The sequence below is a fragment of the Vannielia sp. SX4 genome (assembly GCF_052828525.1).
The window spans coordinates 391,865-408,481 of the sequence record NZ_CM128247.1 but is presented as its reverse complement, the minus strand read 5'-3'; the positions used below and the strand labels follow the sequence as shown (position 1 = coordinate 408,481).

The 16,617-nt window shown below is 59.8% G+C and carries 18 protein-coding genes; 11 read left to right on the top strand and 7 right to left on the bottom strand.

Going from position 1 to position 16,617, the window contains the following annotated elements; translation table 11 throughout:
* Positions 1 to 8 precede the first annotated feature (8 nt).
* From ACUXVX_RS02075 to ACUXVX_RS02065, 3 genes are all read right to left on the bottom strand, one after another.
* Positions 9 to 452 carry a response regulator gene (locus ACUXVX_RS02075; RefSeq protein ID WP_446310157.1) on the bottom strand — a complete coding sequence of 148 codons (444 nt, stop codon included), beginning with the start codon at positions 450 to 452 and terminating at the stop codon, positions 9 to 11.
* Between the two features lie 32 nt (positions 453 to 484).
* Complete coding sequence (locus tag ACUXVX_RS02070; RefSeq protein WP_446310156.1) at positions 485 to 2,608, bottom strand: sensor histidine kinase; 2,124 nt, start codon at positions 2,606 to 2,608, stop codon at positions 485 to 487.
* Between the two features lie 106 nt (positions 2,609 to 2,714).
* On the bottom strand, positions 2,715 to 3,458 hold the full coding sequence (locus ACUXVX_RS02065) for a response regulator (protein ID WP_446310155.1): 744 nt from the start codon (positions 3,456 to 3,458) through the stop codon (positions 2,715 to 2,717).
* 154 nt (positions 3,459 to 3,612) lie between these two features.
* Here ACUXVX_RS02065 and ACUXVX_RS02060 point away from each other — a divergent pair, with 154 nt between their 5' ends.
* The 3 genes from ACUXVX_RS02060 (at position 3,613) to ACUXVX_RS02050 (ending at position 6,581) form a co-directional block, all read left to right on the top strand.
* Positions 3,613 to 4,296: a DUF1045 domain-containing protein gene (locus ACUXVX_RS02060; protein WP_446310154.1), complete on the top strand. Its 684-nt coding sequence runs from the start codon at positions 3,613 to 3,615 to the stop codon at positions 4,294 to 4,296.
* Between the two features lie 45 nt (positions 4,297 to 4,341).
* A complete protein-coding gene (locus ACUXVX_RS02055) occupies positions 4,342 to 5,085 on the top strand; it encodes a 3-keto-5-aminohexanoate cleavage protein (RefSeq protein WP_446310153.1) in 744 nt (247 codons plus the stop codon).
* A 242-nt stretch (positions 5,086 to 5,327) separates the two neighbouring features.
* The gene (locus ACUXVX_RS02050; protein WP_446310152.1) at positions 5,328 to 6,581 is read left to right on the top strand and encodes an aminotransferase class V-fold PLP-dependent enzyme; all 1,254 of its coding nucleotides are present in this window, start codon (positions 5,328 to 5,330) and stop codon (positions 6,579 to 6,581) included.
* Here the strand turns inward: ACUXVX_RS02050 and ACUXVX_RS02045 are convergent.
* On the bottom strand, positions 6,578 to 7,084 hold the full coding sequence (locus tag ACUXVX_RS02045) for an anthrone oxygenase family protein (RefSeq protein WP_446310151.1): 507 nt from the start codon (positions 7,082 to 7,084) through the stop codon (positions 6,578 to 6,580). The two genes, ACUXVX_RS02050 and ACUXVX_RS02045, sit on opposite strands and share 4 nt — an antisense overlap.
* Before the next feature lie 80 nt (positions 7,085 to 7,164).
* On the opposite strand from ACUXVX_RS02045, the gene ACUXVX_RS02040 reads away from it, so the two are divergent.
* The 5 genes from ACUXVX_RS02040 (at position 7,165) to uvrC (ending at position 12,003) form a co-directional block, all read left to right on the top strand.
* Positions 7,165 to 7,776, top strand: a complete 612-nt coding sequence (locus ACUXVX_RS02040) for a TetR/AcrR family transcriptional regulator (RefSeq protein ID WP_446310150.1) — start codon at positions 7,165 to 7,167, stop codon at positions 7,774 to 7,776.
* A gap of 82 nt (positions 7,777 to 7,858) precedes the next feature.
* Positions 7,859 to 8,653, top strand: a complete 795-nt coding sequence (locus ACUXVX_RS02035) for a S49 family peptidase (RefSeq protein ID WP_446310149.1) — start codon at positions 7,859 to 7,861, stop codon at positions 8,651 to 8,653.
* Complete coding sequence (locus tag ACUXVX_RS02030; protein WP_446310148.1) at positions 8,654 to 8,830, top strand: hypothetical protein; 177 nt, start codon at positions 8,654 to 8,656, stop codon at positions 8,828 to 8,830. It abuts the gene before it with no gap.
* A 3-nt stretch (positions 8,831 to 8,833) separates the two neighbouring features.
* A complete protein-coding gene (locus ACUXVX_RS02025; RefSeq protein ID WP_446310147.1) occupies positions 8,834 to 9,799 on the top strand; it encodes a calcium/sodium antiporter in 966 nt (321 codons plus the stop codon).
* A gap of 323 nt (positions 9,800 to 10,122) precedes the next feature.
* Positions 10,123 to 12,003, top strand: coding sequence for an excinuclease ABC subunit UvrC (uvrC, locus tag ACUXVX_RS02020; protein WP_446310146.1), 1,881 nt, complete (start codon positions 10,123 to 10,125; stop codon positions 12,001 to 12,003).
* A 7-nt stretch (positions 12,004 to 12,010) separates the two neighbouring features.
* Here the strand turns inward: uvrC and ACUXVX_RS02015 are convergent, their stop codons facing one another.
* Positions 12,011 to 12,424 carry a hypothetical protein gene (locus tag ACUXVX_RS02015; protein WP_446310145.1) on the bottom strand — a complete coding sequence of 138 codons (414 nt, stop codon included), beginning with the start codon at positions 12,422 to 12,424 and terminating at the stop codon, positions 12,011 to 12,013.
* 115 nt (positions 12,425 to 12,539) lie between these two features.
* Here ACUXVX_RS02015 and pgsA point away from each other — a divergent pair, with 115 nt between their 5' ends.
* Genes pgsA through ACUXVX_RS02000 form a run of 3 tightly spaced genes read left to right on the top strand, consistent with a single transcriptional unit; the run spans position 12,540 to position 13,848 of the window.
* Positions 12,540 to 13,157: a CDP-diacylglycerol--glycerol-3-phosphate 3-phosphatidyltransferase gene (gene pgsA / locus ACUXVX_RS02010; protein WP_222471306.1), complete on the top strand. Its 618-nt coding sequence runs from the start codon at positions 12,540 to 12,542 to the stop codon at positions 13,155 to 13,157.
* Positions 13,158 to 13,159: 2 nt separating this feature from the next.
* Complete coding sequence (moaD, locus tag ACUXVX_RS02005) at positions 13,160 to 13,405, top strand: molybdopterin converting factor subunit 1 (protein ID WP_446311491.1); 246 nt, start codon at positions 13,160 to 13,162, stop codon at positions 13,403 to 13,405.
* Complete coding sequence (locus ACUXVX_RS02000) at positions 13,405 to 13,848, top strand: molybdenum cofactor biosynthesis protein MoaE (RefSeq protein WP_446311490.1); 444 nt, start codon at positions 13,405 to 13,407, stop codon at positions 13,846 to 13,848. Before moaD ends, ACUXVX_RS02000 begins: the two co-directional genes overlap by 1 nt.
* Positions 13,849 to 14,308: 460 nt before the next feature.
* Here the strand turns inward: ACUXVX_RS02000 and ACUXVX_RS01995 are convergent, their stop codons facing one another.
* Together ACUXVX_RS01995 and ACUXVX_RS01990 are read right to left on the bottom strand one after the other, a co-directional pair.
* Positions 14,309 to 14,638 carry a prefoldin subunit 3 gene (locus ACUXVX_RS01995; RefSeq protein WP_222471309.1) on the bottom strand — a complete coding sequence of 110 codons (330 nt, stop codon included), beginning with the start codon at positions 14,636 to 14,638 and terminating at the stop codon, positions 14,309 to 14,311.
* Positions 14,631 to 16,322 (bottom strand): OmpA family protein, encoded by a 1,692-nt coding sequence (locus ACUXVX_RS01990; RefSeq protein WP_446310144.1) that lies wholly within the window; start codon positions 16,320 to 16,322, stop codon positions 14,631 to 14,633. Before ACUXVX_RS01990 ends, ACUXVX_RS01995 begins: the two co-directional genes overlap by 8 nt.
* Positions 16,323 to 16,617 lie beyond the last annotated feature (295 nt).

Sequence of the window (16,617 nt, the reverse complement as noted above, 5' to 3'; positions counted from 1 at the left end):
TGACACCGTCAGGCACCACTCGGTCGGCTAGACAGTGACATGTCTGGCAAGACGACAATGTTCCAATAGTGTTCAACTCCTTCGATGAGCCGTAGGAAATCCATGCCAGCATTGCCCTTAAGTACGTAGCCAGCGACATTTTTGTCGTAAGCGCGGGCGATGTCCGTTTCGTCCTCCGATGTCGACAACATGAAGACAACTGCGCGATGGAGGCGAGGGTCCGAGCGTAGCTCGGCCATGAACTCATGACCGTTCATTCGGGGCATGTTGACGTCGAGCAAGATCACATAGTGCTCTGGCGGTAGCTCTTCAGCTTCGCCGCGCAAGAAAGAGAGCGCCTCCAGCCCATCACGCAATCGGTGCACCGGGTTGGCGATACGGGAACGGCTAAGAGCCCGCTTTACTGATTTCGCGTCGCCGTCATCATCTTCTACCAGGATAATGTTGAGCATGGTTCGAAGTGCATCGGGATGGAGGGGAGCATTCATGCAGCGAGACCTTCGGGTTGCGAACCAGCGGAGGTTCTGGGCCATTTGAGGCGAAAGGTGGTGCCTCGGGTTCCATTTGAATGCAGAGAAATCTCGCCTCCGGCGAGGTCGACATGCTTACGGACGATCGCCAAGCCCATTCCAGACCCTTCCAGCTCATCACGCGGGCGTAAAGTCTGGAAGATCTGAAACACGCGCTCATGAAACTCTGGCGGGATACCAGGCCCGTCATCGTTGACGGTAAAGAGCCAGGCATCTGCTGTTTCGGAGAGGGAGAGGCGCACCGTGCCTTCCTCTCGGTCGTGGTGTTTGAATGCATTTGAAACGAGGTTCAGGATGACAACTTGAAGCGGCATCTGAGGGAGTCGCCCTGTGTCGAAACCCTCGGTCTCGAATTTCATACCTTTTGGCACGTTCAGTAGGCCCAAGAGGTTTTGGATAAAATCAGCTCCGGCGACCTCCTCTACCGCCTGATCTTTACGACCGATGCGGGAGTGCTCGAGAAGATCGTTCAGCAGTTGCTCCATTCGCGCTGCCCGGCTTTTCACAAGATCCAGGCTTTCACGCGTGTCGTCAGTCAGATGTGGCTCAAGGTCTTCAGCCAGCCACTGTGAGGCATTCTGGATGACCCGGAGGGGAGCTTTCAAATCGTGGCTCGCGACGTAGGCGAACTGGTCAAGTTCTTCATTAGAGCGGCGAAGTTGTGCGACCAGGTCTGACATACGTGCCTGCGCCTCGTGGCGTTCGGTGATATCACGGACCATGCCGATGAACTTGATTTCGCCATCCAGTTCTGCACGGCTGACCGAGATCTCAATTGGAACGCTGGTGCCAGACTTGTGGCGCCCGTAAATCTCTCGGTTAAGGGCCATGGCCGTGCGGTGTGGGCCGACCCGGCTTTTGGAAACGTGGGATTGGTGCCCGATGGCGTCTTCGCTGAACATAAGCCGGGTTAGTGGCTGACCTGCCACTTCAGATGCGATGTAGCCAAACATCTCCTCGGCCGCCGGATTCAGCTCTTCGACGATGCCATCGCTTGAGATTGTTACCAATCCGTCCGCCATGTTTCGCAGTGTCCAACCCAATCTCTTATGACTCTGATCGACGGCGCGATGGAGCGCCTCAAATTTGCTTCCGACTTCCGATGCGAGTACGTGCGTGACCCCAGCCGCAAAACCGACGAGGACGAGGGTGATCAGCAAGTGGCGCAAGAGCACGCTTGTGACGTTACTCTCCAACATTTCGCGAGCGCCGAAGGTCAGAACGCCAAACTGCGCCGGAACTTGCTGGCTCGGGTCCATTGGAACCGTCGATAGGTAGACCAACTCGTCATCAAGGTCAGCAAAGGAGTTCTTGCCGAGCCGGCTGCCCAGCGCTTCTGCTTGTGGTAGGGGCCGAAAGCCGGGATCGGTGTGGTGGTAGAAGCGCGCGGTACTCTCGCCATGCTGGAAAAGGAGATAGTCTCCTTCGCTGTTCACTACTGCCACAGACTGGTTCTTGAGCACACCCGGCCGAGCTGCCTTGAGAAGTTCTGGATAGTCCGCGTTGAACACAAGTGCCCCGACCATTGCGCCGGCTGCGTCATGAACCGGCTGGACATACCGAATTGTGACCGGGCCACCATCGCGTTTGCCGTGTTCGCGGTTGTAGGTGATGCGCGAAAAGTATGGTTCCGTTTCGGGGATGGCCTGTATGCGGTCGAGATAGGGTTCGGTGCCCTTGGTTTGGAGATCGGCTTCTGTAACGCGCAGCACTTGGCGCCCGCGTCGGTCGACCCGCACTACTTCGCGCCAGTCGCCCTCAGCGAGTATCAGGCGAATCTGCGTGAAGTGCGGGTGGACCTCCATCTTGTTGGTCATGATGACGGCTAGCCGATCCTTCCACTGCGAAAGCGAGGAGCCATCGGCAGGATCCATCCCACGCGGGTCGGCCATTGCGCGAACAATTCCAGCAACGGGCGGATGGCGGGCCAGAGTAGCACCCTGATCCTGTATCTCTCTGAAGCCGGAAGAAATTTGCCCCGCATAGAAACTGGCACGCTGTTGTAGCTCCGTTTCAGTAGCGCGCAGAGCGGCAGATCGCGCCGCGAGTACATGGTAGGAGCCGTAGAGCAGGCTCACCACCAGAACAACGCTAACCGCGATCAAGGTAATCCGGTGGGTAAGCGCGCGAGCGGAACCTGGGTCGACTGTTGTATTGGGGCTCATGGCGTGTGCTCGGATGAGGTCAGCCGTTGTTTGTTACAAGCTTGATGTTGCGGGCGGTCTCGAGCTTGCTCTGCTCGACGATGCTCATCAGGTCATCCAAAAAAATGACGAGATCCTTGCAGCCTCGTTCGAGCATGGTGACGTGCTCGTTGACGGTGGCCTTGCTCTCATCCTTTCGGATCTTGCGGATATTCGACAGCGTATTGCTTAGAATCTCGCGCATCTCCGGACCGCAAGACTTGAGGAACTGACGGATCGCCCGCTTCATCTTGTCCTGAAAGGCTCGAGCATCGGTGATGGACGCGTAGAACATGCGTCGCTCGAAGGCGGACACCATGGACTTGCGCAAGTTGTCGACCGAGAGCTCTTCCTTCACTAGATAGTCGGCGCATCCTCGGCGCATTGCCTCGACCGCAATCGCGCGCCGGGTAACGGAGGTGAGCATGATCGGAATGATCTGTGCTTGCTCTTCATGCCCGAGTATCACCTTGAGTGCATCAAGCCCGGTTTCCATGCCGAGGTTGTAGTCGATGAAAGCGACATCAAAGGGCGTGTCGAGCTTTTCACGCATCTCTGCAATCGTGTACGCCTCGGTGATGTCCAGATCGAGCCCAGCGCGCTCGCAAATGCGCTGAAGCCGGAGATGGTCGATATCATCATCGTCGATGACCAAAGCGCGGAGGCGGGTTGGCATGGCGGTGTCGGTCGTGGTGGGGGGCGCTGGGAAGGGCACAGGTTGAGTAGACATGGCGTTATCATTCATCCTAAAGGCAAGCTGATTGCAGTAACCTTACGGAGTTCGCTGTTAACATTTGGTTGCCTTCTGTGGCCAATACGCCTTCCCTTTCACTAAATCTCGCCACAGTTTGCGCGGGTCTGTCATCCAGATGTTGCTTGCCTGACAGAGAGATGGCACGATGAACACGTTCAGCCGATATGCGATTTACTATACTCCGCCTGAGGGCGCGCTTGCGAACTTCGGGGCTGCTTGGCTTGGCTGGGATGCGGAGGCAGGTCGGGAGGTTGCGCAGACGGAGGTCTCCGGTTTGGACATGGCTGCGCTCACGGAGGCGCCGCGCAAGTACGGTTTTCATGCAACGATCAAACCACCCTTCCGGCTAGTGGAGGGCAAGAACAGGGAAGGCTTGGAGGCCGCGCTGTGTGAAGTGTGCGCCACCACCGCGCCAGTGTCGCTGGACGGTTTACGCCTCGCCGCATTGGGTCGGTTTCTGGCGCTCGTACCGGTGGGAGATGTCACAGCTCTTTCGGATCTCGCAGCGAGGGTTGTGACGGAACTGGATTGCTTTCGGGAACCTCCTGGCGCCGCTGAACTGGATCGAAGACGTCAGGGCGGGCTGACGGCGCGGCAGGATGCGCTGCTGCTTCGTTGGAGTTATCCTTACGTTTTGGATGAGTTCCGCTTTCATCTCACGCTGACAGGCGCTCTTGATGCGTTGACTGCTCGCCGCGCAGAGGTTGCGTTGGGGTCCAAGCTGGGTCAGCTGAGCCTCTCGCCATTTCAGATCAGGTCTCTTTGTCTCGTCGGCGAAGGCGATGACGGCCGGTTCAGGCTGATCCGGCGCGTGCCGTTGGGCGGTTGACGCTTTGGCCCAAGCGCAGGAGTTTAGCGCGAAGGAGATTTAGCCATGTCGTTGCCACGCTTGATGGTCGCTCCCAACGGGGCCAGTAAAACTCACGACGATCACCCGAAGGTGCCCTTAACCCTCTGGGAGGTTGTGCAGTGCGCGCGTGATTGTAAGGCGGCCGGAGCAGACGGATTGCATTTGCATTTGCGCGACGATGAGGGTGGCCACCTGTTGGATTCTGGTGCTTACCGAGAGGCGCTGGCGGAACTGGCTCAGTCTTTGCCGGACTTGGCAGTTCAGGTTACGACAGAAGCTGGCGGGCGTTATGGCCCCGCGCATCAGGCCCACGTCGCGCTGCACTCGGGCGCAGATATGGTCTCCGTCTCAGTGCGTGAGATTTGCCGCGACGGGGATGGTCTGGCTGCCAGGTTCTATGCGGAGGCCAAGGCTCGCGGGATAGCGGTGCAACACATCCTCTACGATGTTGAAGATGCCCGACATCTTGAGCGGGTCTTGCCGGGAGGTTTGCAGCCAGAATCTCAGCTGATCTTCGTATTGGGGCGTTATGTGGCGGGCCAAGTTTCCAAGCCTGAAATGCTAGAGCCCTTTTGGGACTGGCTGGGTGGACGCGAGGCGGACTGGGCCGTCTGTGCCTTTGGGCAGGGTGAAACCGCGTGCCTTCGGGCGGCTCTTGCCGCAGGTGGAAAAATGCGTGTCGGGTTTGAGAATTCGCTGGTTAACGAGGATGGCACGTTGGCGACAGACAACGCTGAGCGCGTGGGTGCGGTGTCGGCGTTTCTATAGGGTAACTGCCGAAGGACATTCTTCTATTCGAAGTTTTTGCCAGCAGGCAGTCGACTGGAGGTCTTTGTGGCGGCTACTTCCGCGCGAGCAACGAGCACTTTCGCGTTCTCAGAGGTGAGGAGAGTCCTAGCCTTCACTTCCTAACCTTAAATGTTTGTTTTTGTCGCGCGCTGATTCTAGCACTCATCGCCTTGTTGTAGTCGGTCTCAAGGCATAGAGCGGTGCTAACCAAGGAGGCACCGATGCTGGGTAACAATGAAGGTTTGATCGAAGAGGTTCGGGCACGGTTTGCCCATGTCGAGAGCGACCCGTTCACCGGCGAGAGGATTTTCTTCGAGAACGCGGGGGGCGCGCTGACGCTCAAGAGCGTGGTTGAGACTTCCGCCAACTTTGCCGCGATCCCCGACAACCAGGGGCGCGACAACCCGATGTCGGCCCACCTCGTTTCAGTCATCGCCAAGGCCAAGGCGGATGCGGCCTGCTTTCTCAACGCGAGCGGCGGGCAGGTCATCGTGGGCGAGAGCGGCACCGAGCTGCTCTTCCGCCTGGCGCGCGCTGCCTGTAACGCCTGGCGCGGGAAGGGCGGCAAAGTCATCAGCTCGACGTTGGAGCACCCCGCGAGCCGCTCTGCCGCATCCTTGGGGGCCGAGGCTGCCGGGCTTGAGCACATCGTCGTCGCCCACGACGATGCCAGCGGCACCGTACGCCCTGATGCCTATGCCGCAGCCATGACGCCCGATGTGCGGGTGGCCACCATCGTGCACGCCTCGCCGGTGACCGGCATGGGGATGGACGTGGCGGCCATCGCGGCGGCGATCCGCGCCGTCTCGCCCGAGTGCACCATTATCGTCGACGGCATCCAGCACGCCGCTCACGGCCACGTCGACGTGGCGGCGGCGGGCGTGGATGGCTATGTGGTCTCTCCCTACAAGATGTTCGCGCGCCACGGCTTCGGCCTCGCCTGGCTCTCCGACCGGCTCGCGGCCTGCCCGCATGACACGCTGCAGGGCGGTGGCTCCTGGGAGATGGGAACGCGCGACACCGGAGCCTATGCCGCCTTCTCCGACGTGATCGACTACTTCACGTGGCTCGGCGAGGCGGTCGGGGGAACCGGCGACCAGCGCGCCAAGATCGAGGCGGCGGCCAAGGCGATCCACGCGCACGAGTGGGACCTGACCGAGGCCGTGCTGCGCGGCACCGGCAACCAGAAGGGCCTGACCGAGCTGCCTGGCGTCACCGTGCTCGGCGGCGCCGACAACCCGGCGCGGGAGGGGCTTGTCTCGCTCGTCGTCGAGGGCATGACAGCCGAGGCGCTGGTCTCGGAGCTGCGGGCGCGCGGCATCCGCACCCACGCCCGCAAGGCCGACCACTACTCGGGCAACGTGCTCACCCCGCTCGGCTATGACGGCTGCCTGCGGGTTTCGATGTGCCACTACAACACCGAGGGCGAGGTTGCGGCCTTTCTTGCCGCGATGGCCGAGATCACCGGGGCCTAGGCACCGGCCCGGCGCGCCGCCAGCAGGGCCGCGCCGGTGAGCGCGAGCCCGAGGCCGGTGAGCGCGGTGCGGGTCTGGTTCCACACCTGCCAGGGGGCGGAATATTCGGCCCAGATCGTCGCGGCATCCGCCCCGATCTGCGCCTCGGTCACGAGAGCCAGAGCCTCGTTCATCGGCACGTTGACCACCATGGTGAGCACCGTGCCACCCAGCACCACCACGCCGCCGGCCAGCGCCAGGAGCCCCGAGACCTCACCACTCTGACCGCTCTTCCATGCCAGCACCGCGGTGACGAGCAACAGCGGACCGGTGGCAAAGAATGCCGGGGCGAACACCGCGTTACGGACAGAGGCGTTCATCGCCTGCATCGCGCGGATCGCCACCTCCGGTGCCGCGGCATCAAGGCCCCACATGGTCGAGCAGACCCAAGCATAAAAGAACCCGAACAAAGCGCCGTTGAGAAGAAGCGCCGCGAGGGCAGAGAAGCGAAAGGCGAGGCTCATACTGCAATCCGTACACTTAGTTACGCTTGTGCCGTATCCGTAATCTGATATACGGTAAGGTGTCAACAAGGGATTGCACCATGCGCGACGAGACCCGGGCGAGGCGGGAAGCCGAGATCATCGACGCGGCCTATGCGCTGCTCGAGCAGAAGGGCGCTTCGGGCATGTCGATGCTGGCAGTGGCCAAGGCGGCAAAGGCCAGCAACGAGACCCTCTACAACTGGTACGGCGACAAGCTGGGCCTGTTCCGGGCGATGGCTGAGCGCAACGGCGAGGCACTGGTGGCGCGGCTGGAGGCGGCGCTGGCCGAGGATGCCTCCCCGCTCGAGGCGCTCGACGGCCTGGGGCCGGTGCTGCTGGAACTGCTGACCTCCTCCCGCGCTGTTGCTTTGGCCCGCGCGGCCGCGGCCGACCCTACAGGCAGCCTGGGCGCCGCGCTCGCGGACGCCGGTCGGAACCAAGTTAAGCCCATGATAGCGGCACTCTGCCAGAAGGCTCTGGACGAGCGCGCATTAAAGGGTGGCGAGGCAGGAGCGATTTGCGACACTTACATCGCCCTGCTGCTTGGAGACTTCCAAATACTTCGCGCGGTCCACGCTGCTCCGCAGCCGACCAAGGCGGAAATCCGGTCGCGCGCGGACCGGGCTTTGATGCTCACGTGGAAGCTCTATGCCCGGGAGGACACACGTTAAGGTTTTAACGGCCTAAATGTGCATTGCAGCATCGCAGCGGCGTGGGTTGCCAGCATGCCCGGGGGTACATACATGGGTGATCATGCGTCGATTCATACCCTTTGTCGAAAGACCTCCGTTGATTGCCGTAGTGCGCCTGCAGGGCGCCATTGGCGCCGGCGCGCGGGGTATGAGCGATGCAGGTATGGCATCAGCTATCGAGCGCGCTTTCGCACGCGGTAAGCCTGCAGCGATCGCTCTGCAGATCAATTCACCCGGTGGCTCGCCGACTCAAAGCGCGTTGATCGCAGCGCGTATTCGCCGACTTGCTGATGAGAAAAACGTTCCGGTGTTTGCCTTCGTCGAAGACGTCGCTGCTTCTGGCGGGTACTGGCTGGCAACCGCAGCTGACGAGATCATTGTTGACGCAAACTCGATCACTGGCTCAATCGGTGTGATCTCGGCCAGCTTTGGTCTGCACGAATTCATAGGCAAGCACGGTATCGAGCGACGGGTCCACTCCGCCGGGCAAAGCAAGAGCTTCATGGATCCGTTTCGGCCAGAGAAACCCGAGGATGTCGAGCGTCTCGAGGCACTTCAGAAAGTTATCCATGACAACTTCATCGAGCAGGTCAAAGCACGGCGCGGGAGCAAACTCCGGGAAGGTGTCGACTTGTTCACGGGCGATATCTGGGTTGGGCGCCAGGCCGTTGACCTCGGTTTGGCCGATGCAGTCGGACATCTCGTTCCTACTATGAAAGAGCGCTTCGGAGATAAAGCCCGGTTTACCGTGTACGGCCCAAAGCGGGGCCTCTTGCGGCGGTTGGGCGCGGAGGCCATGAACGGAGCAGTCGGCGCTGTGGAAGAACGCGCGATGTGGGCGAGGTTCGGGCTTTAGATGTTGCTCAAGGCTGTCATTCTCTTTCTGGCCGTGATGGGCCTGCTGGCGATCTTCGGTAAGAAGAAGGTTTCCGGCAAGAAGCCAGCATCGAAACGGATGGAGTCGGCAAAGAAGTGCCCGGATTGTGGCAGTTACCGGATCGGGACGGGCGACTGCGCCTGCGGGAAGCGCTAAAGAATGACCTATGATCTCATGATCGCGGGGCTTGGCCTCGTGATCCTGCTGCTGGCGGGCGACGCGTTGGTGCGAGGTGCCGTCAACATCGCACTACGACTGGGCATCCCGGCACTCATCGTCTCTCTCACTATCGTGGCATTCGGCACCTCGGCGCCAGAGCTTCTGATTTCAGTCAAAGCTGTGCGCGACAACGCAGGAGGGCTGGCGCTCGGCAATGTCGTCGGATCGAACATAGCCAATATTCTGCTCGTGCTCGGCGTGCCGGCCTTGTTGCGGGTCTTGGCGACTAAAGATCACGACACCCGCCGTAGCTTCATGTTCATGGTGGCGGGGTCTCTGCTCTTCATTGCTCTCTGCTTCCTTGGTCCAATCCGCTGGTGGCACGGACTCATTCTGGTCGCTGCCCTTGCGGGAGTTCTGTGGGATGCAATCCACACCGCGCGCAGTCACCGTCGGGCTACAGCCACGCAGGACTATGGCGCGGACGAGGAAGAGGAGTTGGAAGGCGCCGATCCGACGATGCCCTGGTGGAAGATTGGTTTGTTCACCGTCCTTGGGCTCGTCGGTCTGCCCCTCGGAGGAGACCTGCTCGTGGACAGTTCGGTTCGGATTGCGACCGTATTGGGAGTTTCCGACACGGTGATTGGCCTTACGCTGGTAGCGATTGGAACATCTTTGCCCGAGCTTGCGACCACAGTTATGGCCGCGCTACGCAACCAGGCTGATGTGGCGCTTGGCAATGTGATTGGCTCCAACATGTTCAACCTTCTGGCAATTATCGGTATCGCCAGCTTCGTCGGCCCAATCCCGGTCGACCCGGAGATCCTACAGTTTGATCTGTGGGTCATGCTGGCGGCGTCATTGGCCCTGATCCCCTTTGTCTTCCTACGCCAAAACATGGGCCGTGCTGTCGGGGTGATATTCAGTCTTCTCTACGTGGCATATCTTGTGGTCGTCGTGAGCTGATCACGAGTCGCCGAAAGTTGCCGTTGCGTCCGGTTGTCTCCTGACAACGAGGGCATGAATACCGTGGGATACAGAGTTATCCCGCGTCGCCGAGAACGTTACAAAACCTTTAGAAATTCCTTAATGAAATCATTTATTTACAAAACTGAAGAAAAAATAATGCGTAGTTACAACGCCTTAACGTCACGCATAAAAATTAGGCAAACTCCAGAATCCGCCGTGATTCAAAGGGATTTTCCATTCCATGAGGGTTTCTCCAAAGAGTTATCCACAGAAACCGTGGAGAGCTTTCCTCTTGCCCCTGTCCGACTACCATTGCAGCCATGAGCGGGAATCACGAACTAGATCAAGTAGGTGGCATGAAGGCCGGCCATGAGGTCATACGCGACCAGTTGCGGCACCTCGATGGGTCTCCTGGCGTCTATCGGATGCTCGATGCGGAGAGCCGGGTACTCTACGTCGGCAAGGCCCGGAACCTGAAAGCACGGGTCAGTTCCTACGCCCGGCCGACCGGCCACAGCCCTCGTATTGAGCGAATGATCTCCGAGACGGCGTCGATGATGTTCCTGACGACATCAACCGAAACGGAGGCGCTGCTGCTAGAGCAAAACCTCATCAAGCAGCTCAAACCCAAGTTCAATGTTCTGCTGCGGGACGACAAGAGCTTTCCGAATATCCTCGTGGCAAAGGATCACAACTTTCCGCAGATCACGAAACACCGGGGGGCCAAGAAGGAAAAGGGTGCCTACTACGGCCCCTTCGCCAGCGCCGGAGCAGTGAACCGAACATTGAACCAACTGCAGAAGGTGTTTCTGCTACGGAACTGCACCGACGCCACTTTTGAAACCCGGACACGACCCTGTCTGCTCTATCAGATCAAGCGGTGCTCAGCCCCTTGCGTCGGGCACATCAGCGAGGCCGACTACAGTTCCTTGGTCGCCGATGCGGAGCGTTTCTTGCAGGGCAAGTCGACCCGTGTGCAGGAACAACTGGCCGCGCAGATGCAGGAAGCATCGGAATCAATGGAGTTCGAGCGCGCCGCCGCGCTGCGCGATCGGATACGGGCCATGACAGCCGTGCAGACAAGCCAGGGCATCAACCCGCGTTCCACTCCGGAGGCAGACGTGATGGCGCTGCACATGGAGGGTGGCCAGGCCTGCGTCCAAGTGTTCTTCATCCGTGCCGGGCAGAACTGGGGCAACCGTGATTACTACCCCAGGCTTGGTGGAGCGGAGAGCACGGCAGAGGTTTTGCAGGCGTTCGTTGGCCAGTTTTACTCCACCAAAGAGCCCCCAAAGCTGGTTTTGCTGTCGGACGATATCGAAGATCGCGAGGTTATGGAGGAACTGCTGACAGAGGCTGCCGGACGCAAAGTAGAAGTGAACGTACCCAAGCGCGGCGAAAAGGCTGAACTCGTGGCAGGCGCGCTCAGGAATGCGCGAGAAGGTCTGGCACGGAAGATGAGCGAGAGCGCAGCACAGTCGAAGCTGCTGAAGGGCCTGGCTGAAGCCTTTGACCTTGCTGCAGCTCCCCAGCGCATCGAGATCTACGACAACTCCCACATCCAAGGCACAAATGCCGTCGGCGGGATGGTGGTGATGGGCCCAGACGGTTGGGTGAAAAGCCAGTATCGGAAATTCAACATCAAGGGTGAGGAGCTGGTGCCTGGCGACGACTTTGGCATGATGAAGGAGGTGCTCTCACGCCGGTTCAAACGGCTGCTGAGGGAAGACCCTGACCGCCAGTCCGAAGCCTGGCCTGACCTCTTGCTGATTGATGGGGGTGCCGGGCAAGTGAGTGCGGTTGCCGAGATCATGGCCGAGCTTGGAGTGGAAGATGTGCCATTCATCGGCGTTGCAAAGGGCATCGACCGGGATGCGGGCAAGGAGGAGTTTCACAGATCGGGTGAACGGCCGATGGCTCTAAGGCACAATGACCCCGTACTCTACTTTATCCAGAGAATGCGCGACGAGGCGCATCGCTTTGCGATTGGAACGCACCGCGCCAAGCGCGCCAAATCCATGACAGCTACTCCGCTAGACGAAATTGCTGGCGTTGGCGCCACCCGGAAACGGGCGCTGCTAGCGCACTTTGGCTCAGCCAAGGCCGTGAGCAGAGCCGCATTGGCGGACCTAAAGGCCGTCGACGGAGTGAGCGAAGGTTTGGCGCAGAAAATCTACGACTTTTTTCACGAGAAGGGGTGATAACACCTCAGGAGCGCGCCAACCGTTCCTCCCACATCACATAGCGGCCAAGAGAGTTTTTTTGGCTGGAACCCAGCACATGGCACCCTCCATTCTCGAAAATGTGCGTAACCTCGACGGTGGCATGGGGTACGGGCAGAGTGAAATGCAGCGCTGTCTGAGTAAAGTAACCTAGGCCTTGGGGCATGCCGGAAATCTCAAACGTGACGATGCCGGGAGCAGTCGCCTGCATCGGAATTTCCATCACCACATCCGGCGTTTTCTCTTCTACAAAAACGTGCCGAAACCGAAGCCAAATCCCGTAGTCACCCTCGGGCGCGAGCTCCAGTTCCACGTTGTAAGCATGGCTGTCACCCTTCCCATCAGCCCAGCGGCCAGTGCCTGTGTAGCGACCATGCGCATCGGCAAGTATTTCAGACATGTCTGCGCTCCTGTCGTGCCAGTGCATTTTAGCACGGAACGGCAGACCGCAGACGTTAGTACACCGTGAAATCGTCGCACTTCCACCCTCCCCAAGGCTGGGGTAAACCCGAAGCATGGTCTGGACGATCCCCAATATCCTGACGGTCTTGCGCCTGCTTGCTGCCCCTGGCGTGGCGGTGATGTTCTTGTATTTCCATCGCCCATGGGCAGATTGGTTTGCTCTCGTGCTCTTCATGGCCGCAGCAGTGACGGACTTCTTCGACGGATGGCTCGCTAGAAAATGGAAGCAGGAAACTAAGATCGGAGCGATGCTCGACCCGATTGCCGACAAGGCGATGGTGGTGATCGCGCTGCTCGTCATTACGGGCTTCTCGGGCATGAACCCCTGGATCCTTCTGCCGGCAACACTGATCATGTTTCGCGAGGTCTTTGTGTCGGGTTTGCGCGAGTACCTTGGAGATACGGCGGGTACCTTGAAGGTGACGCAGCTCGCAAAGTGGAAGACCACAACGCAGATGGTGGCTATTGCTATTCTGTTTTTGGGCACGGGTCTGGACTGGTTGACCCATCGCGGTGACGGGCCAGGAGGCTTGGCGCGCTTCCGGGATGGCCCGGCCGGATGGGCGACAGTCACGGGGATATGGGTCCTCTGGCTCGCTGGCGCCCTTACGTTGGTGACCGGGTGGGACTACTTCCGTAAGGCGCTGCCCTTCCTGAAGGGGCCGAAATGACGGTGGATGTGCTCTACTTTGCATGGGTCCGCGAGCGAATCGGATTGCCGCGCGAGATCGTCGAAACCGGGGCCGATACGGTAGCCGACTTGGTTGACGAGCTCCGCGTCCGCGAGCCGCGCTATGCCGCAGCGTTCGAGGATGTTTCAGCCCTGCGCGTGGCACTGGATCAGGAATTAGCTGACTTTGATGCCTCTCTGGAGGGCGTGCGCGAGGTGGCCTTCTTCCCACCGATGACGGGCGGATGATGGCCGAGGTTCGAGTTCAGACCGAGAACTTTGACGCCGGAGCGGAGCTGAACAGTTTCTCTGAAGCACAAGAAGGTGCCGGTGCTGTTGTGAGCTTTACGGGTGTGGTCCGTGATGTCGCCGGAGGTCTGGAGGCGATGGAGATCGAGCATTATCCGGGCATGACAGAAAAGGCGATTGCAGGGATTGTGGAACAAGCGAAGAGCCGGTGGCCGCTCACCGGCACTCTTGTGATCCATCGGCACGGGCGCCTGGAGCCGGGCGCGCAGATTATGATGGTTGCCACCGCCTCCGCGCACCGTCTCGCCGCTTTCGAAGCTGCGGAGTTTCTGATGGACTACCTCAAGAGCCGAGCACCCTTTTGGAAGAAAGAAGTGACACGCGATGGCGCTGGCTGGGTAGCAGCTGTGGAAACGGATGAGGACGCCCTGAAGCGCTGGTGAAGCCTCAAGCTTGCGGAGCTTCAGCAAACCCCGAACTCGCTCCGGTGGATGGCGTTCCAAAGCCGTAGCATTGTCCGCTCTGTAATCTTCGAAGCGCTGCGAGATGATCTAATAGGCAGCGGAATAGCCGAGCCACCGGGAGTATTTACCGGTGCCGAAAACTATTCGCCATTTTCGTAGCCGGGATCGGACCAGTGCGTTCGAATGGTTTCGCTATGGCTGTCCGTTGCATTTGAAACAGCAGCTTCTTGGGGCTTAAGCGGCTGGCCAATATAGTTCCTGCGGTATGTGGCAAGCCTGCCCTTTTGACACAAGGGCGGCGCCTAGGGAATTGCCATAGCCGGGACCATCTCAACAGGCCGCGTGGGCTTCAGTATTGCCTGGATCAGCCGAGGCGCCAATCTACCGAGTGCGCCGCGAGAGTTTGAGAGGGGGGCGTAGAGTGAAGACGCTAATCCCGTCATCCGGCCTGCTGATGACGCTCGATGTAGCTCCGGAGTTCTTCCGCTTCCCGCCGTGCATCGCGAAGCCCGTCCATCGCAGCGGTTAGCTCGGCCTCGGTTTGGGAAAGCTGGTTGGTCAACTCAGCCTCGCGCTGCTGCAAGTAGGCAATCGCTTGATCACGGGTCTCTTCAGCTTCGTGGAGCGATTGGGCCATCTTGTCGAGTTCGCCCATTTCCGATTGCGTCACCCGGCTGAGGCGGTGGATGAGCCAGTTGGCGAACCATCCCAAAATGAAAGCGACAAAGAGGATGATCGCCGTGACGATGATGAATTCTGATCTACTCACCCGCGGTCTCCGCCTCACCTTCTTCTTCAATCCCGTCATTTGACGGGTTTTCACCTTCTGCCTCATCACTGGCAGCAGCGCCAGCCTCTTCGGCTTCTCTTACGGCGTCTGCGGAAACCAGAGTGAACTCAATCCGGCGGTTGGCCTCACGGCCTTCCTCGGTTTCGTTGTCGGCGATCGGTATCTCTTCACCATAGCCGGTGGCGGTGATGTTGGAGGTCAGAACACGGCGGTTCATCAGGGCGTTGAGCACCGCATCTGCGCGCTGTTGCGAGAGTTGCTGGTTCATTTGCTCGCGGCCTTGGCTGTCGGTGTGGCCGCCAATCTCCATCGCAAAATCGACTTCCGAGCACTTGCCCTTAAGCACTTCGGCGATCTTGTCCATCACACCGATAGCGGGGCCTGTGATCTCGGTGGAGCTAGGTTCGAAGGTGATCTTTGTGGCTTCGTTGATCGCGACGACCTTCGCCACACATTGCTCGGGAGTGGGCAAATCGGCGAGAGGGTCGAGTTGGGCCTGATACGTGACTGCAATCTCATAATGCGCACCCTCACCCAATTTCTCAGCCAGATGGCGTGCAATCTCAGCCTTTGCGTCCGAATTGCCTGTCTGGCCACGGACCTCGATGTATGCGGGCTGCACCACCACGGTACCATTGTTCAACTGGCCGAGCGCCGTAAGGCCCGCCAAAACACGGATTGGCCAACCGTCGGGCAGATCAGGATCGAGCCGGGTGGCCAGATAAACGGCCTCAGAGCCGAAACTGGCCTGTGCAAAGCTTTTAACCGCTTCGCGCACCTGTTCGTTGGTCACCCGGCCACGGAGCGCCACCCGGCCCTCGGGAGAGCGGGTGGCGACAAACTCGGGCGGACCCTGATCTGCCTCGCCCGTACCGTCGACCTTGACCTGCTCGGGGAGTTTGGAAGCGAGAGAAAAGACCTCCGGCAGGTTGCTTTCAAGCTCACCGACAACGCGGTCAAAGTCACTCTGCGAGGTGCCCGCGAGCGCCACGAGGGAAATGTCGGCATCGGAGAAGGTCACCGCACCGCCCCCCAATGCGCCCACCGCAGCGATTGCCTGTTCGGCGGCATCGGCCCAATCCGGCGTGGGTACGCCAAGGCCAAGCACGCAATCGGCCTGACCCTCGAGCCCTGCAGCACGAGCAGCGGAGAGTATCCGGCGACGACTTTGCTCAGTGTCGGCTGAACAGGCATCAAAGCGGGCTGTCCCGTTTTCATCAATCAGAAAACGGAGCGTGAAGGGGGTGATGACCGGACGCGGGGCTGTGATGTCGACAACAAGTTGCACACCGTCAGGTGCTTGCCGGGCGAGCATCGTCTCAAGTTTGCGCTTTTCAGCCCCTGACGAGGAAATTGCGGTGACTGCCACACGATCTGCCGCGATGGAGACCTTCGAGCGCGGCAGCGCCTTGAGCGCGTAGAGCCCGAACTCAACAGCACTATCCCAGCCGTCTGGCACAGGGTAGTCAGCGGTTTCGAGCAGATCGGTGATCCCGACACCTTGACCCACCGCCTTGGTGATCCGCCCGGCAAAATCATCCCGGTCAATTTCCGCCGGGATCAAACCGATCATCGAGATGCCATCATCGTTTCGCAGGATCTCGATGGAGAACTTGGGCGCCGTGATTGGCTTGGCGGGCTCTACCTCGATCTTGTCGATCACGCGGGAGGCATCAACAACGGCTCCGGTGGCGGAGAGTGCCCGAAAGCGAGCTGCCTCGGAGGGCGCAGTGCCGGATAGGAGCACTTGGAGCCCATCTGTCTCGACAGTTGCCCAGTCATGGCCGCCCTCGATAAGAGCCGTCCTCACCGCAGAGTGCGAACCCCGTTCGATCAACCCAGCTGCAGCCGTGGCGCTCACGTAGCAAAGTACAGCGGCAATAACGAGCGCGGCAAGGGTGACGGCTTTGGGGCTCAGGCGCATTGTTGCTCCGGCACGGTTGCGGGTAGACCTTTGC